This is a genomic window from Arcanobacterium buesumense, from assembly GCF_012563545.1.
GTDB classification, from domain to species: domain Bacteria; phylum Actinomycetota; class Actinomycetes; order Actinomycetales; family Actinomycetaceae; genus Arcanobacterium; species Arcanobacterium buesumense.
In genome coordinates this window covers 1400817-1422623 of the sequence record NZ_CP050804.1, presented here as the reverse complement: position 1 = coordinate 1422623, position 21807 = coordinate 1400817, and the positions used below count along the sequence as shown (strand labels likewise).

The 21807-nt window shown below is 49.4% G+C and carries 25 protein-coding genes; 14 read left to right on the top strand and 11 right to left on the bottom strand.

The window, feature by feature from the left end; genetic code table 11:
• Nucleotide 1 precedes the first annotated feature (1 nt).
• Nucleotides 2-1690, bottom strand: coding sequence for a phospho-sugar mutase (locus HC352_RS06525; RefSeq protein WP_168918127.1), 1689 nt, complete (start codon nt 1688-1690; stop codon nt 2-4).
• 37 nt (nt 1691-1727) lie between these two features.
• Nucleotides 1728-2552, bottom strand: a complete 825-nt coding sequence (locus HC352_RS06520; RefSeq protein WP_168918126.1) for a purine-nucleoside phosphorylase — start codon at nt 2550-2552, stop codon at nt 1728-1730.
• Between the two features lie 76 nt (nt 2553-2628).
• On the opposite strand from HC352_RS06520, the gene HC352_RS06515 reads away from it, so the two are divergent.
• Complete coding sequence (locus HC352_RS06515) at nt 2629-3294, top strand: LOG family protein (protein WP_168918125.1); 666 nt, start codon at nt 2629-2631, stop codon at nt 3292-3294.
• 81 nt (nt 3295-3375) lie between these two features.
• The gene (locus tag HC352_RS06510) at nt 3376-3552 is read left to right on the top strand and encodes a DUF3117 domain-containing protein (protein ID WP_168918124.1); all 177 of its coding nucleotides are present in this window, start codon (nt 3376-3378) and stop codon (nt 3550-3552) included.
• A gap of 81 nt (nt 3553-3633) precedes the next feature.
• Here HC352_RS06510 and mobA read toward each other — a convergent pair whose 3' ends face one another.
• The 4 genes from mobA to HC352_RS06490 are packed head-to-tail and all read right to left on the bottom strand — an operon-like array spanning nt 3634 to nt 5561.
• Complete coding sequence (gene mobA / locus HC352_RS06505) at nt 3634-4254, bottom strand: molybdenum cofactor guanylyltransferase (protein WP_168918123.1); 621 nt, start codon at nt 4252-4254, stop codon at nt 3634-3636.
• Between the two features lies 1 nt (nt 4255).
• Entirely contained in the window at nt 4256-4528 is a 273-nt protein-coding gene (locus HC352_RS06500) for a DUF6457 domain-containing protein (RefSeq protein WP_168918122.1), read from the bottom strand.
• A complete protein-coding gene (locus tag HC352_RS06495; RefSeq protein WP_168918121.1) occupies nt 4518-4865 on the bottom strand; it encodes a twin-arginine translocase TatA/TatE family subunit in 348 nt (115 codons plus the stop codon). Before HC352_RS06495 ends, HC352_RS06500 begins: the two co-directional genes overlap by 11 nt.
• A 15-nt stretch (nt 4866-4880) precedes the next feature.
• Nucleotides 4881-5561, bottom strand: coding sequence for a TetR/AcrR family transcriptional regulator (locus tag HC352_RS06490; protein ID WP_168918120.1), 681 nt, complete (start codon nt 5559-5561; stop codon nt 4881-4883).
• Between the two features lie 287 nt (nt 5562-5848).
• Between HC352_RS06490 and HC352_RS06485 the strand changes: the two genes are divergently transcribed.
• The 7 genes from HC352_RS06485 to HC352_RS06455 all read left to right on the top strand — a co-directional run bounded on the left by HC352_RS06485 (nt 5849) and on the right by HC352_RS06455 (nt 13083).
• Nucleotides 5849-8401 (top strand): DMSO/selenate family reductase complex A subunit, encoded by a 2553-nt coding sequence (locus tag HC352_RS06485; protein WP_168918119.1) that lies wholly within the window; start codon nt 5849-5851, stop codon nt 8399-8401.
• An 11-nt stretch (nt 8402-8412) separates the two neighbouring features.
• Nucleotides 8413-9051 carry a DMSO/selenate family reductase complex B subunit gene (locus HC352_RS06480; protein ID WP_168918118.1) on the top strand — a complete coding sequence of 213 codons (639 nt, stop codon included), beginning with the start codon at nt 8413-8415 and terminating at the stop codon, nt 9049-9051.
• Nucleotides 9051-10013 carry a dimethyl sulfoxide reductase anchor subunit family protein gene (locus HC352_RS06475; RefSeq protein WP_211080643.1) on the top strand — a complete coding sequence of 321 codons (963 nt, stop codon included), beginning with the start codon at nt 9051-9053 and terminating at the stop codon, nt 10011-10013. The genes HC352_RS06480 and HC352_RS06475 overlap by 1 nt, the downstream gene beginning before the upstream one ends.
• Before the next feature lie 140 nt (nt 10014-10153).
• Nucleotides 10154-10780: a TorD/DmsD family molecular chaperone gene (locus tag HC352_RS06470; protein ID WP_168918117.1), complete on the top strand. Its 627-nt coding sequence runs from the start codon at nt 10154-10156 to the stop codon at nt 10778-10780.
• Nucleotides 10773-11651 (top strand): 4Fe-4S dicluster domain-containing protein, encoded by an 879-nt coding sequence (locus tag HC352_RS06465; RefSeq protein WP_168918116.1) that lies wholly within the window; start codon nt 10773-10775, stop codon nt 11649-11651. Before HC352_RS06470 ends, HC352_RS06465 begins: the two co-directional genes overlap by 8 nt.
• 85 nt (nt 11652-11736) lie before the next feature.
• Nucleotides 11737-12795, top strand: coding sequence for a GTP 3',8-cyclase MoaA (moaA, locus tag HC352_RS06460; RefSeq protein ID WP_247645180.1), 1059 nt, complete (start codon nt 11737-11739; stop codon nt 12793-12795).
• 27 nt (nt 12796-12822) lie between these two features.
• Nucleotides 12823-13083: a MoaD/ThiS family protein gene (locus HC352_RS06455; RefSeq protein ID WP_168918115.1), complete on the top strand. Its 261-nt coding sequence runs from the start codon at nt 12823-12825 to the stop codon at nt 13081-13083.
• 3 nt (nt 13084-13086) lie between these two features.
• Here the strand turns inward: HC352_RS06455 and HC352_RS06450 are convergent, their stop codons facing one another.
• Nucleotides 13087-14064 (bottom strand): molybdenum cofactor biosynthesis protein MoaE, encoded by a 978-nt coding sequence (locus tag HC352_RS06450; protein ID WP_168918114.1) that lies wholly within the window; start codon nt 14062-14064, stop codon nt 13087-13089.
• 50 nt (nt 14065-14114) lie between these two features.
• On the opposite strand from HC352_RS06450, the gene HC352_RS06445 reads away from it, so the two are divergent.
• From HC352_RS06445 to moaC, 3 genes are read left to right on the top strand one after another with little or no spacing between them, the layout of a single operon-like run.
• Nucleotides 14115-14843, top strand: a complete 729-nt coding sequence (locus HC352_RS06445; protein ID WP_168918113.1) for a HesA/MoeB/ThiF family protein — start codon at nt 14115-14117, stop codon at nt 14841-14843.
• Nucleotides 14840-16051 (top strand): molybdopterin molybdotransferase MoeA, encoded by a 1212-nt coding sequence (locus HC352_RS06440; protein WP_168918112.1) that lies wholly within the window; start codon nt 14840-14842, stop codon nt 16049-16051. The genes HC352_RS06445 and HC352_RS06440 overlap by 4 nt, the downstream gene beginning before the upstream one ends.
• Nucleotides 16052-16081: 30 nt before the next feature.
• Nucleotides 16082-16555, top strand: coding sequence for a cyclic pyranopterin monophosphate synthase MoaC (gene moaC / locus HC352_RS06435; RefSeq protein WP_168918111.1), 474 nt, complete (start codon nt 16082-16084; stop codon nt 16553-16555).
• Here the strand turns inward: moaC and HC352_RS06430 are convergent.
• Entirely contained in the window at nt 16552-18057 is a 1506-nt protein-coding gene (locus HC352_RS06430) for an ABC transporter permease (protein ID WP_247645179.1), read from the bottom strand. The two genes, moaC and HC352_RS06430, sit on opposite strands and share 4 nt — an antisense overlap.
• Nucleotides 18054-18815: a molybdate ABC transporter substrate-binding protein gene (gene modA, locus HC352_RS06425; protein WP_168918110.1), complete on the bottom strand. Its 762-nt coding sequence runs from the start codon at nt 18813-18815 to the stop codon at nt 18054-18056. The genes HC352_RS06430 and modA overlap by 4 nt, the downstream gene beginning before the upstream one ends.
• A 179-nt stretch (nt 18816-18994) precedes the next feature.
• Between modA and HC352_RS06420 the strand changes: the two genes are divergently transcribed.
• Nucleotides 18995-19186, top strand: coding sequence for a twin-arginine translocase TatA/TatE family subunit (locus tag HC352_RS06420; protein WP_168918109.1), 192 nt, complete (start codon nt 18995-18997; stop codon nt 19184-19186).
• 9 nt (nt 19187-19195) lie between these two features.
• Nucleotides 19196-19963: a twin-arginine translocase subunit TatC gene (gene tatC, locus HC352_RS06415; protein WP_247645178.1), complete on the top strand. Its 768-nt coding sequence runs from the start codon at nt 19196-19198 to the stop codon at nt 19961-19963.
• 68 nt (nt 19964-20031) lie between these two features.
• Here tatC and HC352_RS06410 read toward each other — a convergent pair whose 3' ends face one another.
• Together HC352_RS06410 and HC352_RS06405 are read right to left on the bottom strand one after the other, a co-directional pair.
• On the bottom strand, nt 20032-20661 hold the full coding sequence (locus tag HC352_RS06410) for an O-methyltransferase (protein ID WP_168918108.1): 630 nt from the start codon (nt 20659-20661) through the stop codon (nt 20032-20034).
• A gap of 21 nt (nt 20662-20682) precedes the next feature.
• On the bottom strand, nt 20683-21807 hold the full coding sequence (locus HC352_RS06405; protein WP_168918107.1) for an Mrp/NBP35 family ATP-binding protein: 1125 nt from the start codon (nt 21805-21807) through the stop codon (nt 20683-20685).

Genomic DNA, 21807 nt, shown 5'->3' with positions numbered 1-21807 from the left:
TTTAGTCTAGTTTGAGAACATCGCCCATCTCGGTCTTAAACTGCGCGAGACGAGTGGCAGCGATGCTTCGTACTTCGTTAATATCGCGGCCATCTAACGGCACGATAACTTCGAGGTAGCACTTGACCTTTGGCTCTGTTCCAGAAGGACGAACTATTGCACGATCGCCAGCTTCGGTACGCAGTACCATCGCATTTGTTGGCGGAAGCTGATCGGTGCCATGTGAAAGGTCAACCACTGAGGTGACCGGCGATCCAAGGAGTACCGTTGGTGGGTTTTGCCGAACCTTGTCCATCGTTGCTGGGATAATTGATAGGTCTTCGACGCGGATTGTTACCGGTCCGGTCAGGTAGAGCGAGCCGATAGTGGTGGCAATACGATCGAGTTCATCGCGCAGTCCCTTTCCTTCGCTCTTGAGTTGGGCTGCTGTTTGGGCAATCAAGAGTCCAGCGGATAGGCCGTCCTTGTCCTTGACGTGTGTTGGATCAACACAGAATCCGATGGCTTCTTCATATCCGAAGATAATATTGTGTGCGCGTGAGATCCATTTGAAGCCGGTCAGAGTTGCTTCGTAGTCTAGACCATGATGGTGCGCAATTTGTTCGAGTAATTGCGAGGAGACGATCGAGTTAGCTAGTGTGCCGGTTGTGCCTTCGCGGGCGATACGAGCAGCGATTTGTTCGCCTAAAATTGAACCGATTTCGTCGCCAGACAGTTGCGTCCATACGCCATTGACTGGAATGGCAGCTGAGGCGCGGTCGGCATCAGGGTCAGACGCGATAACGAGGTCAGCATTTTCTTTTTCGGCTAACGCGATAGCGATATCTAGGGCACCGGGCTCTTCAGGGTTGGGGAAAGAGACGGTGGGGAAATCTGGATCTGGGGTGTTTTGTTCCGCGACTTCGACGACGTCAGTAAAGCCAGCATCCGCCAATACACGACGCATGATTTGTGCGCCGACGCCGTGCATTGCAGTGTAGACGATTTTGAGATCGCGTGGGGTATCTGGGCTGATAGTTGCAACTGTGGTAGATACGTAAGTATCGATGAAGTCTTCGCCAATAGTTTCCCAGCCTGATTCTGCTAAGGCGATCTCGTCTGCTGGTGGTGCAGCCTTAATATGGGCAGCGATTTCGGAATCGACTGGTGGTACGATTTGTGATCCCCGGCCGTTTTCGTCGATTGCGCGTCCACCAGTATAGACCTTATAGCCGTTATCTTTAGCTGGGTTGTGTGAAGCGGTAACCATCACGCCAGCTTCGGCGTTGAAATGGCGGACGGCAAATGCAAGAACTGGTGTTGGCAGGGCACGTGGCATGATTTTTGCGCGTAGGCCAGCAGCAGTGACGATTGCGGCAGTGTCGGCGGCGAAATCAGCTGAGTTGTAGCGGGCATCGTATCCGATGACGACGAGGGCATCGTCACCAACTTTTTCTTTTAGCCATGCGGTTAAGCCGTAGGCAGCACGGCGCACGACGGCGCGGTTCATGCGATAAGGGCCACCTGCCATGGAGCCGCGTAGGCCGGCAGTACCAAATTCGAGGAACCCTTGGAAACGATCTGCAAGTTCAGTTTGGGCGGCTTCATCGCCGTTTTGTGCCTGCTTGAGAAGTTCCGCAACTTCATTGGCTGTTTTTTCATCAGGATCGTGAGCAATCCACTCTTCGATTTCAGCGACGTTGTACGACATAATTCTCCTTAAATAATGGCAATGTGAATTGATGGTTTTATAGCACGGTAGTGGAAATGCGTTCGATAATATCGGCGAGTAGACGGGAAATCCGTGGCCCAGCGGCAGCTCCAGCTTCGAGCACTTCTTTGTGATTGAGTTTTGTTGGGGCAAAACCAGCAGCATGATTTGTTACTAATGAAATTCCGAGAACTTCGAGGCCAGCTTCTGCCGCAGCGATTGTCTCTAGCGCGGTAGACATTCCTACGAGGTCCCCACCAAGCACACGTGCCATCTTGACTTCAGCGGGAGTTTCATAGTGTGGACCAGGGAATTGGGTATAGACGCCTTCTGGCAGACTTCCATCTACTTCATGCGCGATAGTACGCAGACGTGAGGAGTAGGCATCAGTGAGGTCTACGAAGTTTGCCCCTTCAATAGGCGAGGTGCCAGTGAGGTTGAGGTGGTCTTTGATGAGGACAGCAGTTCCTGGGCCCCACTCTGCAACGGTAGAACCGCAGCCATTAGTTAAGATGCACACGCGTGCACCGGCAGCAGCAGCGGTACGAACACCGTGGGCGACTGCACGCACGCCTTTGCCCTCGTAATAGTGTGTGCGGGCACCAAGCACCAATGCGTGATGTCCGGAAGCGAGTTTGATTGAAGTTATTTTTCCGCCGTGACCTGCAACAGCAGCGGCGTGAAAGCCAGGAATGTCAGCGGCGTCAATATCAGCAACAATATCGCCGATAAGTTCGGCGGCTCCACCCCAGCCAGATCCGAGTGTCAGAGCAATATCGTGGCGTAAAACGCCGGTGCGTTCCGCAATCACTGAGGCTGCTTGAGCGGCTAATTCGTGCGGAGTTATATCTGTATTTAACATAGGAGAATTCTACCAAAAACCCGGCTTAGATAGGGGTGTGACCAGCACCCAACAAAGGTGAGAGTAGACTATAGTCATGACGTCATCTGGAAATATTCCACATGCCCAAACTGGCGCTCTTAGTTCACAGGTGTCTAGCACAGTTACTGATTTAACTCGTGCAGAAGATGCTTTGCGTGGGATCGGGCCGGCAATTGCCGTCTATGGCTCGGCTCGTATCAGTGTAGGGGATCCGCGCTATAAGCTGGCGTATCGTGTAGGGCAACTGTTGGGCGCCCAAGGACTAGCAATTGTTACTGGCGGTGGTCCGGGAATAATGGAAGCTGCCAATCGAGGCGTGAAAAACAGCGGTGCTCTGTCAGTGGGATTGGGGATTGAGATCCCTCAAGAGGTGACGTCGAATGAGTATCTGGATGTTGGATTAACATTTGACTATTTTTATACTCGCAAAGTCGCGATGGTCAAACACGTGTTAGGTGCGGTTGTTTTTCCTGGCGGTTTTGGCACAATGGATGAGCTTTTTGAAGTATTAACCCTAGTTCAAACGGGGAAATTGCTGAACTTTCCGATCATCTTGGTTGGGACAGATTATTGGCATGGTTTGATGACGTGGATGGACCAGACGATGCTTGGTGAACAAATGGTTTCCCCTGGCTATAATGGCCTTTTTTCGGTAGTTGATGACGCAGAGGGAGTAGTGCGTGCCTTGCATGCTGCTCATGTGCTAAGCCAAGAGAGTTAATCTGTATTTTTACTCCCTAAGCCTAGTGGGATGCATTATTATAGTGTATATCAGCCTAGTTGACTTACGAGAGGAGGTCTCATGGCTGCGATGAAACCCCGCACTGGTGATGGTCCGCTTGAAACGGAGCGATCAAACCATGGTACTGTCTTGCGCATCCCACTCGAGGGCGGCGGGCGTATGGTCCTTGAGCTTCATGACGAAGAATTACAAGAATTACTAGAAGTTGTTCAACAAGCAGTTGCTGAGCGTAGTTAGAGCGACTAAGTATGAACGGTCAAGTCGGCGACACAGTGTTTGTGTTGCCGACTTGAGTCATAGTGGTGACGGTATATCTAGCTATGTGTTAGCACTACGTGTGCCTAAATGGGTGTGTATCAGTCTCTGAACCCGGCAGATATCGTCGGGTATGTCGATATCTGCGCTGAAATGTTCGTCGTCGGTAACGATAGCTAAGTCCAATGCTCCTAAAACTTTACGGGCGGAACAACCGTGTGGGTTTTCCGGCAGTGCCCGGGCAAGTGCGGTCACATCATAGACGCCGATAAGATAGTTCAGGCGTCCGTCCCACTGGCATATTGCACCATCGCGTTCGGTGGCGTGCGATAAAAGCCGGGGGAGAAGTAATGGGGCAAGAGGTGCGTCGCCAGTGAAGATGGCGATGCGTTCGCAACCAGTATCTGGATAGTTTTTATTTGGATACAGATATGTCAGCCCGACAGATATTCCGGCTACCGGACCACCGAATGGCGGATCTTCCAGTGTTTGAGGCATGCCAGGTGGGAGACGGTGATCAGGGGCAGTAACTGCAATGGTGCGAGTGTGGCCGACGCTATCATCAAGAGCTTGCAGACTATAGTCGAGTAGAGTTTTGCCTTCGAGGGTGAGGAGTGGTTTGACGACGCCGTTGAGTCGTTTTCCGTGTCCACCGCCGAGGAAGATGACGCCGGTGAGGGGCATTTTAGTCGGCAGTTGGGAAGTTACGAGCGAGTTCTTCGAGTCGTAAACTGAGATCGTCTGGGTTTGCCCCGGTAGTAGCTGCTGCGTAACCGACAAGGAAAGCAGTCAGTGGTGCTCCGGGCCGTGACGGACCGTGTGCGACGGTTGAAATGAGTTGTAGTAGTGGTTTTTTGTGATCTGCGATGAGTTGTGGATCGAGTTCTAGTTCGGCATTAACTGCGCTGAGCCAGGCTTCCATTTGGGCCATTTTTGCGGGGTCATCTTTACGCGTCATGAGAATCTTCTTTCGGGTTTTGCGATGGGCGGGATGGGTTGTTTGTGGTCTCGTTGAGCCACAATTGCATTTCTTCGGCAACAGCTTGGCGGATCATGGATCGTGGATCGAGTTGTGCCGGATTGAGTTCGGAAAGTGTGGTGTTGACATCGTTGAGGCTAGATTTGTCAAGAGCGCGTAATTCTGCGGTGTATTCTCGCATTTGTGCGGACCAGCCACGCATTTTTGCGAGGCCTTGTTGTAGCCAGACTATTGCTTGAGCGGCTCGAGTTGGGCCTAGAACAATAACACCGACGATGAGCACAACAATAAATTCGGCGCCATTGATTCCGAACATTGTTTGCTTCCTTTCTTATGGTGTCTTTGAAGATGAGGTTAGCATATCGTGCAAGGCGCGTGTTCGGCGTAGGTAGATCCGTCCGTCGTCGGATAGTTTTGCTAGCTGCCATGGTGGTATCAGGCTCATGAACGTGTTCATTGCTAGTTCGGGTGAGGTAGTCATATCGGTTTCGAGCCACGAGGAAATAATGACAACTGTGTTGTGTACTTGCTGCTCAGTTGCCATGGTTATCCACAGTGGCGTAAGGGGTTCTTCGTTGTGTGTGACGAAGCCGAGAACATAGCTGGAGATAGCTTGGCGGAAGTATGTAGTGAGGTAGCCCAGGGTGGCTGATTCAGGTTTTTCTAGGAAAACCTGCCGGTAGATAGCGTTATGGGTGCGAACGTGTTTGAGTAAGTCAATATAGATATCACGCCAGCGGAGTAGGTATTGGTTTGATTCGTCGTGGATAAGAGTTGAAATTCGGGAGAAGTTAGGCGATATTTCCGCGATAAGAATAGTCGCGAGGAGCTCTGCTGGAGTGGTGGCATGAGCGTAGAAGGTGCCCCGTGAGACGCCGGCAGCTTTGGTTAGTTCCGCAATGGTGATGTCGTCTGGGCGTTTGTGTGTGGTGAGGTTGAGTATGGCTTCGCGTAAAAGGATACGTGAGCGTAAATAGCGTGGGTCTTGAGTGTTTGTTGACTGCGGTGTCACACATTTTCCTTCACTGCTGAGCGTTATTCGGTAATGGGTTAATTATATGTTAACCGGCATGAATGCGTAACGAATGGGATATCTGGCGAAGCGGATGGGTCTAAAGGTCTTTTCGAAAGGTGGGGCTTGCGTAAAGATACTAGATTTAGCGCGACTTTCATTGCGTTAATTGACAGGCGTCCAGTTGAGGACCTTTGTCCTATTGAACGGGTGTTCATTACTCCTACTATCGCAGTAACTGGGGGACAATTATGCCCGCGAAAATAACGGAAAAAGAGGAGGTTCTCATGGTGGATAAAACCGAGAATCGCGAGGGTGCGTTCGATATTTCACGTCGGTCATTCCTGAAGTGGTCAGGTGTGGCTGCCGGTAGCGCAACCCTCGTGGGAGCAGGTGGGTCAGCATGGCTGGGATCATCTGCGCATGGAGCTGAAAAAAACGATTCAAAACTCATTTGGTCGGCTTGTACCGTTAACTGTGGTTCGCGGTGCCCAGTTCGTCTGGAAGTTAAAGATGGCACGGTTGTTCGTGTTTTGCCAGATGATACCGGAACTAACGAATTAGGTAACCAATCCGTGCGAGCATGCGTTCGCGGGCGTTCGATTCGCCACCGGATTTACAATCCAGACCGGTTAAAGAAGCCACTCAAGCGCAAGCCGGGTACTAAGCGTGGCGAAGGTCAATGGGAAGAAATCTCATGGGAGCAAGCACTCGATGAGATTGCTGCCAAGATGAAAGAAATTAAAGACAAGTACGGCAACGAAGCTTTCTACGTTAATTACGGTACCGGCACGCTTGGCTCGGTAGTCTCGACGTCGTGGCCGCCAGACGCAACCGCATTTGCTCGGTTGCTTAACTGCTGGGGTGGCTATCTTGACCACTATTCAGACTATTCCACCACTGAAATTACCTCGGCATATCCGTATTTCTACGGTAGCTGGTTTGGGTCAAATTCCCTTGACGATGCCGCGAACGCCAAACTCCAAGTGATGTTTGGAAACAATCCATTAGAAACGCGTATGTCTGGTGGCGGATTAACATTCGTGTCACAGCAAACTCGTAAGAAGTCAGGCGTGCGAACGATCGTTATTGATCCACGTTATTCGGAAACCGCCTTGGACCTAGCTGACGAGTGGATCGCACTGCGTCCAGGCACTGATGCGGCTCTTATTGCTGGCATGATTTGGGTGATGTTGAAAGAAAACCTTCATGACCAGCAGTTCCTAGATACTTACTGTGTGGGCTTCGATGAAGATCATATGCCCGAAGGTGCTCCAGCAAATTCTTCTTACCGTTCCTACATTGAAGGTAAGAAGGATGGCGTTGAAAAGACGCCAGAATGGGCCGCAGATATCACTGGTGTTCCCGCTGATGTGATTCGTCGACTCGCTCGCGATATTGCAGGCGCTAAGCCATGTGCGATCACCCAAGGTTGGGGGCCACAGCGTCATGCTAATGGTGAGAACACTGCACGGGCTATCTTCCTGCTGTCCTGTGTGACCGGAAATATTGGTATTGCAGGCGGTGGTAACGGTGCCCGTGAATCCTCGCCAGGTTTGCCAATCAAGAAACTTTTAACTGCGAATAAGCCAAATCCATCGATGAAGATTATTCCAGTCTTCGCCTGGTTGGATGCTATCGAGCACGGTCCGCAAATGAACACGTTTAATGCTGGCGTGATGGAAAAGCCTAAAGAAGGCGTTCGTGATTTCAAGGTCCCGGTTGACGAAAATGGCAACCCAACGAATACTCAACTTGATGTGCCTATCAAGATGGTCTGGCAATATGGCGGTAACTCAATCGTCAATCAGACTGGTGATAACAATAAGTCTGTTGAGATTTTGCAAGACGAATCTAAGTGCGAACTCATTGTTAACTGCGATATTCAGATGACCGTCTCTTGCCGTTATTCTGACTATGTCTTGCCGGGTACATCTGCAGCTGAAGAATTTGATTTGCATCCGGGAGAAAATGCCAGCCCGATGGCTTACGGTATTCTTTCTTCGCAAGCGATCAAACCTCTTTACGAGTGCAAGGACGTTTACACCATTTGTGCTGAATTAGCGCAACGCCTAGGAGTGGAAGAGGAATTCACTGAAGGTAAAGATCGGGAAGGCTGGCTACGCGAAGCTGTGGAAAAGGCACGTGCCAAAGATCCAGAGTTGCCTACATACGAGCAGTGGCGAGAAATGGGGATCTTCCGCAAACTGGCTGGTCCGGTCGTTTCGATGGAAGACTTCCGGGAAGACCCAGTAGAAAATCCGCTTGATACACCATCTGGAAAGATTGAAATCTATTCTCAGCGCCTTGAGCGTATGGCAGAAAAGTGGACTTTTGATGATTTCCGAGATTCCAAAGAAGGCGATAAGCTCGTTCCACTTCCAGAATATGTCCCCACGTGGGAAGGTGCACTGGATGCGCGCGATTCACAGTATCCGATTCAGCTGATTGGACACCATTTCAAGGCGCGCACGCACTCAACCTACGGAAACGTTGACTGGCTACGTGAAGCCCATATCCAAACTATTTGGATCAACCCAATTGATGCGCAAGCTCGGGGTATTAAGAATGGCGATCAAGTCTTTGCTTTCAATGACCGCGGTACGGTTAAGATCGAAGCCAAGGTCACGGAACGTATTGCTCCCGGTGTCGCTTCGTTGCCACAAGGTGCATGGTTCACCCCTGTGCCAACATCTGAAGTTGCTCCACCGAAGGAAGCCAATCAAAATGTGCCGGTAGATATTGGTGGCAATACTAATACGTTGAGTGCATTGCATCCGTCACCGTTAGCCCGTGGCAATGCAGTACACACTGTCACTGTTGAAATTAAGAAGGCCTAGGAGGATCAATCATGGCTGAAGATTACACAAAAGAAGGCGCCCAATACGGCTTCCACTTTGATCAGTCGCTGTGCAATGGTTGTAAAGCCTGCCAGATTGCTTGTAAAGATAAGCATGATCTTCCAGTAGGAATCACCTGGCGTCGCGTTGTCGAATATTCGGGTGGTTCATGGCAAGTTCATGGCAATACTTTCGAGCCCAACGTATTTGCTTATTACACCTCAATTTCATGTAATCACTGCGAAAATGCGGTGTGCATGGAGGTTTGTCCGACGACGGCGATGAGCCGACGCCCGGACGGTACTGTATATGTTGATGAATCGAAGTGCGTGGGTTGTCGATACTGTCAGTGGGCTTGTCCATACGGTGCTCCGCAGCTCAATTCGGAAACTGGACATATGTCTAAATGCGATTTGTGCTACGACTACCGTTCCGAAGGAAAAGATCCAGCCTGCGTAGCAGCTTGTCCATCACGCGCCCTTGATTGGGGTCCAATCGATGAATTGCGTGAAAAGTATGGGGATACTGATTCCGTCGCTCCACTGCCGGATTCATCGATTACCAAACCACATCTTGTTATTACACCGCACCGTGATGCTCAAGCATGGGATTCCGGCACCGGTCAGATTACAAACCCGAAGGAGATCTGATGAATATCCACGAATTACCCATGATTATCTTCACCGTCGTGGCGCAAATGTCGGTGGGAGCTTTTTGGGCACTCGGCGCTATTCAATTGCTGGGTAGATATCGGAAAATTTCTGTGGCGGCAATCGATCGGATTACCGATGTAGCAATGTATGCGGTTGGGCCGCTCCTCGTTGCTGGATTTTTTGCCGCGTTCTTCCACTTGAATGACCCATTCCATGCAATTTTCACGATGAATAATATTTTTTCATCGTGGTTGAGCCGTGAGCTATTTGCTGGTGTCTTATTCGGTGGTTTCGGTGCCGCTTTTGCAATCTCGCAATGGTTCAACTGGTTTACTCGTGGATTGCGTGAAATCCTGGCGATCCTTACTGCGCTTTCTGGATTATTCTTGCTTGTGTCAATGAGCGGAGTCTATTACTCGACAATTACTATTCCAGCTTGGAATAACTTCACTGTTCCAGTCTTCTTCTTTGCTTCGACCTTACTTACTGGCCCGTTGGCAGTAGCCTTGGCATTGTTGGTCGTCTGGACGCGAGATCCGCTTGGGAAGATACGTAAAGATAAAGCAGAAGCATTTAACGAGGATCTTATTTCGCTCTTGCGTTCCGCGCTTCAAGGACTAACTGCGGTTGCAACCGCAGCTGGTGTGGTTATCTTTATTACCTACCCCATGTACCTTCTGACGTTGGTACATGGTGGCCCGGCAGCAGAACATGTAGCTTCGGAAATATCCTTCAGCTTCTTGTTGTGGCGCTTGTTGCTTCTTGGAGTAGCAGTAGTCATTTCAGGCGTTTTTGCTTTCAACCAAGCGCGGATGTCTGCAATACCCAATAGAATATTGATTGCTGTTATTGTTGCTGCGTTCGTGCTAGCTGTTATTTCCGAATTTATGGGACGCTCAATTCATTACGATGGTCTGTGGCGTGCCGGGCTGAACACCTGGCAAACCATCACTGGATAATCTTTATGAATGCTTGATGTAACGTGAGCTGGGAAAGACCTTCCCAGCTCACGTTTGGTTTTGTTAGTGTGCCAGTGGCAATGCAATTCGCACTGACTCGAGGTAGCCTTACCCTAGACCCATATTTAAGGAGAAAATCTGTGCTTAGCCCAGCAGAGTATGATGCTTTTGCCGCCGCTTTTACCGTCTTAGGGCGGTTACATATCCAGCCCGCTGACGGTCAAACGCGATCCGATGTTATCGGGCTACTTCATCAGTGGCCACTTGATTCCGCTTTATCGCAGTATAGCTCCCGCGGTCTAGAACTTTTGGCTGAATCGGCCCAGCGTGCAGAGAACGATGACGCGATCATCACTGATCAAGACACCCTCTACGGCATTTCTGCTTCGGCGAAAGTACCCCCATACGAATCCGTACACTGTGGGCAAGATCGTCTTGTTTTTGATAGGCAAACTCTAGAGGTGCGCCAAGAATACGCCAAGCTCGCACTTCAAGCGCCAAAATATAACACTGAGCCAGACGATCACATAGGTCTAGAACTCGATTTTTTAGGTAGGTGTTGTATAGCGGCACTTGATGGTCACGATATGGCGCAAGAACTTGCTGTCTCGTTTACCAAGGAGCATATTGTTACCTGGATGCCCGCTATGTTAGCTCACGCATCTCAGGAAGCTACTACCGCGTGGCTACGCGGAGTTATTGCCTTAACTCAAGGCGCACTAGAGACTTGGTTTACCGCAATCGGCCTAACGTATCCACATGAGTGATGCTGTTGCTACCTTACTGCGTTGGCTAGCAGCTCAAGAACCTGGTAGCCATGTCATTATTTCATGTGCTCATGCTCAGCCTATTCAGCCAAAGCGGCATGTGATTAGCGTTGTATGGAATGAGTGCCTAGCTCATGCCTCTGACGGAGTAGTTGCCCAGATGCTTGCGGTGGGAGCACATACGGTATATGTCCATCCGTGTCCTGAGAACCTCAGCGCACTCGAACATAAAATTGCTATCTGGGAAAGTCTTACCCCTGAGCGTGTGTGCCGCTACGAGGCATCCGATAAACGACGATTGCGTGCTGGAACTACACTGAAGCTCAATGACATGCCGTTACCTCGCCGTGCAATTTTAGGCCTGAGCATCTCATGTCCGCTTGACTTAACAAGTGATGATCAAGAACGCACTTTAGCGGCGCTGGTTTTATTAGGAGTCAGTGACCTTGATGCATTGCCACTTCATGCGCCACTTGGTATTGAACTTCAGGCCACTGGGTGCACAATGTGTGGGGTGTGCGTTAAAGCTTGTCCTCATGACGCGTTGAATATTGCTGGCGCTAGTCCAAGCAGCACAAGTAAAGATACTTTGTGGCACAATCACAGAGCATGTCGTGGATGCTTGTCGTGTGTGGACTTATGCCCGGTTGACGCATTAGAAGTTACTGGTCCGTCGTCGTGGTCTACGCTTACTACCAAACCACAACAGCAACTAGTGAGCCGTCAAACTCGCGCATGTGTGCAATGTGGAGCAACATTTGTTACTCGCGATACTGAGCTGTGTCCGTTGTGTACTTATCGTCAAGACCATCCTTTTGAGTCAGTACCAATGGAGCTTATGCGTTCACTGATTGGCGAAAATCTGGACTAGGTTTCCGGGACGTACTCGCGTATGGTTTGAAAGATAACTGTCACCCTAGTAGTGTCAGGTATCTCTAGATGGATATGGGGGTATTGTGGTTTACCAGCAGCCTGAGCCGTTGCCACGTATGTTACGCGATCAATACGGTCGTAGCGCGCGCGATCTTCGCGTATCGTTAACTGACCGATGTAACTTGCGATGCCAGTACTGCATGCCAGAAGAAGGGTTGCCGTTACTCCCACTGACGAAGATACTTTCTGATGATGAAGTTATTCGCATGGTTCGGATCGGCGTTGAACTTTTGGGAATCACCACAGTGCGTTTTACCGGCGGAGAACCATTACTCCGTAAAGGCCTTGAACGAATCGTTGAAGAAACTGCGAAACTTGATACTGTCGATGGGGGCCACCCGGATATTTCTTTAACAACAAATGCTTTAGGTTTGGCACATCGAGCCCAGGCATTGCGTGATGCGGGACTTAGGCGAGTCAATATTTCCTTAGATTCTTCGTCGCAAGAAGAATATTTTTCGCTTACTCGTCGCGATCGGTTTCAACACGCCCTAGACGGGATTAGGGCCGCAGTCTCGGCTGGGTTATCGCCGGTGAAGATTAATGCAGTAGTGATGCCAGGAGTCAATGACCATTCTGTTGGTCAGCTGCTGAGTTTATCATTGCGCTTAGGGGCACAGCTACGGTTTATTGAATATATGCCTATTGGTCCGCGTGGTCAATGGAATAAAGACGAGATGATTACCTCGCAGGCATTAATTGATCAGCTATCGCAGCATTTCGATTTGTCTGCGGTTCAGGAAACGCAGCGAGGCAGTTCCCCAGCCGCATTATGGAATGTGCAGCCAGGTTCTTTCCGCGGAATCCCTCACGACGGCGGCCAAGTGGGTTTTATCAGTTCCGTCTCACAACCATTTTGTGCTCAGTGTGATAGGACGCGGCTTACCGCTGAAGGATCGATTCGTTCATGTTTGTTTTCCGACGACGAATACGATGTGCGCACTTTGCTTCGCTCGGGTGCTAGTGATCAACAGATCGCTGCTGTGTGGCAATCAGCAATGTGGGCTAAACCTGCCAGTCACGGTATTAATGATGAGGGGTTTATTCCTCCAGAACGAAATATGAGTTCCATCGGCGGCTAACCCGGTGGTGGAGTTATGAGGAGAACGATGAAAACTACGATTGTGGTCCGTTATTTTGCCGGTATTGCTGAAGCTGCTGGAGTGGCCGAAGATCGCCTTGATGCTGAAAGCACGATGACGTTAGGCGATGTGGTGAGAGAACTGACTGACCGACATGGACAAGAGTTTGGCCAGCATCTGCGGATGTGCGCCATGCTTGTGGATGGGCGACGCTTCGCTGATGACGATGTTGTTAGCCACAGGGAAAATGTGGAAATAGATATTCTTCCGCCATTTGCCGGCGGGTGAGCACTAAGCCATCCCAGACCATTGGGATGAGCCGTCGCTAAACTCTTGTTTTTTCCACACCGGGAGTTCGAGTTTGATACGCTCAACTACTTCTTCAACGGCTCGGAAGGATTCTTTGCGATGGTCTGAACTCACTGCCACACCTAACGCGATATCGCCGATCTCCAAATGCCCATAACGATGAATAACTGCGATTTTATGCAGTCCATATTCGGTAGCAATTTTATGAGCGATTGAGGTAATAATATCGTTAGCACTGGGATGTGCTGAGTAATCGATACTCGTTACCCCTTTATGCTGATCGTGGTTGCGTACCCGGCCACAAAAACTTGAAATAGCTCCAGCTGCATCGCTGCGCACGCTTTGCTCTAATTGCGCCATATCGATGGGATCTTGTTGAACTGCAGCAACAATAACTTCACCTAAACCATGGGAAGGTTGGCTGCTGTGAGCGAGGTGATAAGTGGCTGTTGCATGCGTAGAGTTTTCTTGGATGTGATCACCATCGGCGAGTTGGCTGGCAATATGGGTGAACAGCCCCGAAATAATAGATATACATTCGGCTACACCACCGGGTGAACCGGGGAGGGAGATAACAACTGCGCGCCGGTTACCATCGTCGATAACTCCGGCTACTGAACGAGTTAGTGCGGCAGTAGCAACTTTAGACTGTTCTCGGATCAGCGCTGGAATCCCCGGTATGTCATAAGAAATGATTGAGGAGATTGCTTGCGGGGTTTGATCTCTGCGGGTAATTCCAGTACCGCCAGTTGTTAGAATGATCTGAGCACCGCTCAGCATTGCTTCGCGTACTGCGCCTTGGACAGGTTCAATCCCGTCCGGAACAACTGAAGAGGAGACTACGTGGCCGTGTTTGGCTAATAGTTCACAGGCTAATGGGCCAGAACCATCTTCGCGTACTCCTTGGGAGACGCGATCAGAAACAGTAATAACAGCAAATTTCACAAGGTTTTGGCTCATGGAATAAGTTTAGGGGATAACTGTTAACACGCAAACGGAAAGGGAAAGACGTGCGCTACACCAGACACACGCGATTAACCGATTTCGGAGATACCGGCCAAACGGCAGTAGAGTACGCCCGAGTAGTGGTTATCGGCGCTGGCGGACTTGGGTCACCTGTTTTACTGTATTTGGCTGCTGCTGGAGTAGGTACGATCGGGATAGTTGACGACGACGTCGTCGACTTATCAAATCTGCAAAGACAAGTGATACATACAACACCACGCGCTGGGCAGGAAAAAACACTCAGTGCAGAACAAACCTTAACTGAACTAAACCCAAACGTATCCATTATTCGTTACCCGTATCGGATGACACCTCAAAATGCTGGGCAGATCGTCAGTTCCTATGATGTGGTGGTGGACTGTTCAGATAACTTTACTACCCGATATCTGGTCAACGATGCTTGCCACGAACATCAGATTCCACATGTTTGGGGCGCAGTCATTGCATACTACGGCCAGGTCAGTGTCTTTATTCATGACCGTAGCCCACATAGTGTAACGCTTGACGATATTTATCCGCGCACACCTGATTTTCATTCGCTACCATCCCCGCAAGAAAAAGGGACATTTGGGCCTCTGTGTGGGGTAGTAGGGTCAGTTATGGCAGGTGAAGTTATCAAGATTATTACCGGGGTGGGTAAGATAATGACTGGTCGCATTGCACTTATTGATATTTTCAGCGCCGATATGCGCACCCTGCCGATTGTTAAGCATAAGAATGTAGAGAAGAAATGAAAACTGTACAACAGCATTACAACGACGTTATGAGCTTAGGTGCACCCACAGAGCTGGTAACCGTACCGATTGATCAGGCGCGGGGTAAAATTTTGGGTGAAGATGTGACAGCGCGTTACGCGATTCCACCCTTTACTAATTCTTCCATGGACGGTTTTGCAGTGCGGGCATCAGATGTACAGGTGGGTCAGGCCTTGTCTGTGATCGATGATATTCCGGCAGGAGCAGTACCTCATCGTGAATTACTTGCAGGTACAGCAATTCGTATTATGACTGGCGCCCCGATGCCAGCCGGAGCAGATACTGTTGTCAAAGTTGAAGATACTGCCGGGCAGATGGCCAATATGGGTGCTGAAGTACCAGCCGCTATCACGGTCACTGCGCCAGTTGATGAACGAGCAAATGTGCGTTACATGGGAGAAGACGTTGCGGTAGGAGATCAAGTATTTACCCGCCAAACCCGTCTTACCCCCGCACATATTGGAGCGTTATCTGCGCTTGGATACGGTCATGTACGTGTGCATCGAGGTGTTCGAGTTGGTATTTTAGCGACCGGCAGTGAATTGCGAGCGCCTGGGCAGCCGTTAGAACATGGCAGTATTCCAGATTCCAATTCTTTCTTGGTGAGTGGGCTATGCCAAGAATACGGGGCGAACGTGATGACAATGTCGCTCCATAGTGACGAGCCAACAGCGTTCGATGAGGCATTTACCGCTCTTGTTGAACAGTGTGATCTTGTTATTACTACCGGTGGAGTGAGCGCTGGTGCTTTTGATGTGGTTAAGGCCCGATTACATTCTGCTGGAGTTGAGTTTGCCCACGTTGCTATGCAACCAGGAAAACCACAAGGATGGGGAAGAAGTGGATCGACGCCGGTGATCTGCCTTCCTGGAAATCCAGTAAGTGTTTTTGTTTCTATGCACCTATTTGTTCTCCCGCTGCTGCGTTCTATATCTGGGGAAATACCGCTCTCTTTTGATGAGATGTTTACGTGGGGAGTAGCGGGCACTTCTTGGCGTCACAAATACGGCCGTGACCAATTTATGCCAGCAATTCTCGGTCCAACAGGAGTAGTTCCGGCAAGTGCTGGTGGTTCTGGATCGCATTTAGTAGGGTCACTACCGCGGGCAGAATTTTTAGCTTTAACTCCAGCTACAACAGAGTGGATACATGCGGGTGACACTATCCGTATTTTACCTTTTCGCTAATATGTGTGCGATGAACGACGAAGGAGCGCCATGGAATTTACGCATCTAAACAGTGCCGGTCAGGCCTATATGGTGGATGTGACGGCAAAACAACCCACAGTTCGGGTTGCTCAAGCAGTTGGTAAAGTGATCTGTTCTCCGCAGGTGATGCAGGCACTGCGTGATGGCACAGTTCCCAAAGGTGACGTGTTAGCAGTTGCCAGAATTAGCGCGATTTCAGCTGCCAAGAAGGTTCCCGAATTATTGCCTTTAGCTCATACGATTGGGGTGCATGGGGTGAGTGTTGATCTTAGCTTAGAAGAAGACCATGTTGCTATCTGTGCAACAGTACGGACAGCAGATCGTACTGGTGTTGAAATGGAAGCACTCACTGCTGTAACAGTGGGTGCGCTCGCGATCATAGATATGGTTAAAGGAGTTGATCGGAGCGCGCTCATGACAGATTGTAAAATCATTTACAAAGCTGGAGGATGCTCGGGCGAATGGCACCGAGATCAGGACTAACGTTCGATCTTTTGGGTCCGATCAACGTGCCCACGCCGAAGAATGACTAGATAGTCAGCTAGGTCTTGTGCGTCAAGAAGATTATGTGTCACAAAAACAGCAGTGACTTCGCTAGCACAAAGGCGGATACGTAAGGAGCTCCGAAGTGATTCGGTGGTTGCTTCGTCGAGTGATTCAAATGGTTCATCGAGTAACACCACATCAGGGCTAGTTGCCATAGCTCGAGCTATGGCAACCCGTTGAGCTTGACCGCCAGATAGTTCGGTTGCATTCCGGTGGGCGTAGTCCAACATGCCAACAAGAGCCAGTTCTTTTTTGGCGTATTGTCGGGCATCTTTTCGTGACATCCCGGCACTTCGCAACCCAAATTCAACATTTCCTAAGACGGTCAAATGTGGAAACAAGAGCGGATTTTGACGTAAGAGCACAATCCTGGGTTTGTGCGTAGTGAATTCTATTGTGCCCATGGATGGCGGCAAAGAACCGGCGATTAGTTCTAAAAGTGTTGATTTACCGGAACCGTTAGCTCCCATGATTGCTGTAATTGTTTTACCCGGAAAATGTGCATCAATATGGACGTCACGGTCCTGAACGTGGGCGTGAACTGTGATATCAGGCCCCGAGGAAGGAACAGCGAGCAGATCCTCGTCGTCAAAATCAAGATGCGGCCGGACGAACCAAGATCTTATCCGCCCATAAAGCGTCCAATAGTAATGCGAAAGCGCGGTCACTGCGAGCATCGCACTTGCTAAAGCGATCAGCACAACAGCTAAAGCTAAGGCTTGGTCAGTATCTAGTTCACGCTGTAAATATATTTGGAGGGGCATAGTGCGGGTAACCCCTTGTAGTGAACCCGCAAATGTGATGGTGGCACCAAATTCACCCAAAGACCGCGAAAAAGCTAAGGCGATTGCGGATACGAGACCAGGGCTGAGGATCGGAAGGGTGACACGGAAGAAAGTAACTGTTCGGCTTGCCCCCAAAGATTGCGCGGTTTTATCGTAGGCTAAACCGGTTGCGCGAACCGCAGATTCAAACGACATTACTAAAAATGGCAGTGAAACAAAAACTTGAGCAAAAATCACTGCAATAGTGGAAAAACTAATTGACCAGCCACCTAACTCAAGATATTGGCCAAGAAGCCCGCGCCGTCCCCATGTCAACAAGAGTGCTAAACCAGCAACAACCGGCGGTAAAACCATCGGCAATAAGACGATGATTCGCATTATTGTGCCCCACCATTGCGCAGTGCGTGCCAAAACAAAAGCTAAGGGAGCTCCAAGAACAGTAGTGATCGCCGTCGATATCAGACATGTGCGCACCGAAAGCCATAAGGCATCGGTTGCTTCCGGACTAGAGATTAAGCGGGGCAAATCAAGCCAGGGCGTGCGCAGAAAAATAGCACACAAGGGGATGAGGAGGAAACTTAACGCTAATAAGGCAGGTATCAAGAGCCACGGCGCATAAGGCAAATGAACCGGCGTTTTAGACTGGCGTATCACGGGTGATCCGTCGTGGTAGAAAAGCCATAGTCCGCAAGTTTTTCTTGGCCGGCTCGGCTAACGATAAGGTTGAAGATACGCTGGGCGTCGTCACTATTGCGTGCCAGGGTAGTTAGCCCGATCATATAGTTATTGATGACGTGGTCGGATTTTTCAATTGGAATAACCTGAACTTTATCTGCGGCTCCTTGCGCATCTGTTTTATAGACAATCCCGGCATCTGCTTCGCCGCTTGTCACTTTTCCTAATACGCTAGTTACGGATTGTTCTTCGGATGACGGCGAAAGCACAGTTTTGTTTAGCTCTGCCAATTCTTGTGTTGCCGTCCCGCAAGGAACTTCCCTGGCGCATATGACAAGGTGCTTGTTAGTCAGTGATCCATCATTGAACCCGGTGATATGCGCGGGATTGCCTGCAGGAGTAACAAGAACGAGAGTATTAGTGGCGAAAACATCAGCTTCGTCAACGAGATCTTTCGCAATAGCTTTATCCATATTCTTTTTATTTGCAGTCAGTAATAAATCAGCCTGAGCACCAGCAGAAAGTTGATCGACTAGTCCAGAAGAACCGTCAAAATTGAAAGTTACGGGTGTGTTTGGGGCGAGTTCAGCTAGTAGCTCTGGCAGTACCGAATGTAGCGAAGCGGCGGCGAAAATAGTGACTGGTTGCGTCGGCTCCGGTGCTGTTTGCGTGTTCGAACAGCCAACTAGCGCCAATAATCCTGCTAACCCGGCAAGAAGCGATTTGCGTTTTAGCACTGTAACCTTTCCCGTCAAAAATGTGATCCGTTGCCTAAATACCTATCAGTTTTATCAAATCGTTGTCACAACTATTAGATAATGACAAATACCAATATGCTTAGAGGCATGGATATGTTCACGTCATGCTACACCATAGTATATGTGGCGATGAACAATAATGGATGAGGGAGGAATAAATGCGACCGTCACATATCGTTGTGTTGATTGTTGTTCTTATTATCATTTTTGGTGCGACGAAGTTGCCTGAGATTGCTAAATCGATTGGGCAAAGCGCAAAAGTCTTGAAAAAAGAGATGAAAGAATTACAAGATGACGTTCCGCCGGAATCGGCCCAGACAAAAGAAAATAAGGATCCTGAAGCTAAGTAAGGTAGTTTTGTGGGGAACAATCCAGAAGCACGGATGGGGATTTTAGCCCATATTCGCGAACTTCGGAAACGGCTTGTTTTAATTCTTGTTGGCATTGTTATTGGTACAGTACCTGGGTGGTATCTGTATGATCCGGTGATGAGTTTTATTCAAAAGCCGGTTAGTGCAGCAGGTGACTCTAGTTTAGGTCTGAATTTTCCGACGATTGGTTCGGCTTTCGATCTCAAACTCACGGTTGCGATATGGATAGCAGTGCTCATTACTAGTCCATGGTGGATTGTCCAACTGGGACTATTTATCGCGCCAGCGCTGCGTCGTAAAGAAAAAGTCTATGTTGTTATTTTTGGTATCGTCGGCGTAGTTCTTTTCTCTTGTGGAGCAGTAAGTGGAGTATGGATGGCGCCGCGGGCTGTTGAAATATTACAGTCCTTTGTACCTGACGGGGGAGTGTCCCTGCTGCAAGCCAATACATATGTCACGTTCTATATGCGTTTAGTGATTGCCTTCGGTGTGTCATTTTTGCTTCCAGAATTACTTGTTGTTGTGAACTTCCTTGGCCTTATGTCAGCAAAAACAATGATTCATGGTTGGCGATGGGCAACCGTTATTGCTTTCGTTTTCGCAGCTATTGCAAATCCACTTCCTAGTCCGTGGCCGATGGTTGTCCAAGCATTATTCTTATTATTCCTATATTTGCTAGCAGTACTTATTTCGTGGATTCGAGAACGTTATCTAGCTAAAGTGGCACGCCGGCAGGCGATAAAAGATCACGCATAAGATGTGACTTTTAAGGTTGTGGCGCCAAGCTCGTATGCTTGGCGCCACAACTTGTTAAGTGTTCGTCGTTAATGTTTGACAGCAACTAATAAACCATCGCCCAATGGAATCAACGATGTCGTAAGATCCGGTGAATCGTGGAGCATCTTGCCTAAGTTCCGCATAGCAACAGTATGCTCATCACGTCGTGCTGGATCAGCAACGCGGTCATGGTATAGCGCATGTGCAACAACAACTAGCCCGTGCGGTCGGAGCATTCGCAAGGCCTCGATAACATCTCCTTCGGCTTCAAAAAGATCGCCGTCAATAAAGACCAAGTCATATGAATTGGCAGCTAGCCGAGGCAAAATATCAGAGCTACGACCGTTAATGAGACGGTAACGCCCGGAACGAAGGCCGGTGTCAGCAAAATTTTGCCGAGCCAGATTTTGGGCTTCGGAATCAGTATCGATACTGGTCAGATGCGCTTGATTGTGTCCATTAAGGAGATATAGGCCGCTAACGCCAGTTCCAGTTCCAATGTCAGCAATAGTTTTGATGTTGTTTGCTGAAGCTAACATCGTCAAGAAATGACCTGTTGCTGGACTGATAGCATCAATTCCAAGTTCGCCAGCCTGCTGACGGGCGCGCACAATGGAATCGTGATCAGTGACAAAGGATTCCGCATATAACCATGATTGGGCTTTTTCGACGCTCATCTTGATGTGCTTTCCGTCTTCCTATACTGGCGAAACGCCAAGAGATTTACCCGACAAACCACGAGCACGCTTGGCTAACGTTGAAGCAATAGAATCGATAGCTTCACGGGCTGGTGAGGTGACATCTTGAGTAGCCAATGGCTTGCCAGCGTCACCACCTTCACGCAACGGTTGCTCTAGCGGAACTTGACCAAGAAGTGGAACGTCATAACCGAGAATATAGGACAGCTCTTGTGCGACTTTTTGTCCACCACCAGAACCGAAAATTTCCATTGTTGATCCGTCAGGCATAGTTAAGAATGACATATTCTCAATCACGCCAACAACTCTCTGATCCGTTTGTTTAGCCATCATTCCAGCACGTTCTGCCACGTCCGCAGCAGCTACCTGCGGGGTTGTGACAAGAACAATCTCAGCCTGCGGAATGAGCTGGGCAACCGATAATGCGATATCGCCGGTACCTGGTGGCAGATCGATGAGTAAAACATCGAGATCTCCCCAGTAAACATCAGAGAAGAATTGTTCGAGTGCGCGGTGGAGCATTGGGCCACGCCATACAACTGGGATGTTTTCTTCCATAAACATCCCAATAGAAATTGTTTTTACATCATGAGCCACCGGCGGAATAATCATCTTATCCATGACCTGCGGCGGAGAGTCAACACCCATCATGTGCGGAATCGAAAAACCGTAAATATCAGCGTCAACAACACCGACTTTGAGTCCTTGACGTTGCATCGCAGTAGCGAGATTGACGGTCATTGAAGATTTTCCAACTCCACCTTTTCCTGAAGAAATGGCATATACGCGGGTGAGAGAGGCGGGATCTTTGAACGGATTGTGGCGTTCGGGAGTGCCGCCACGTAAAGTTTTTTGCAATTCAGCCTTTTGCTCGTCACTCATCACGCCCATCACTACTTCGACGCTAGAGACGCCTGCTACAGCGGATACCGCAGCTGTAATATCAGTGGTGAGTTTATCTCGTAGTGGGCAACCGGCGGTTGTCAGATTAACACCAACAGTCACTTTGCCGTCATCAGAGACGTCAACTGAGCCAACCATTCCAATTTCGGTAATTGGACGTCTAATCTCTGGATCGTGGACAGTGCTGAGGGCTTCATTAATTTTTTCAAGCGAAACAGTCAT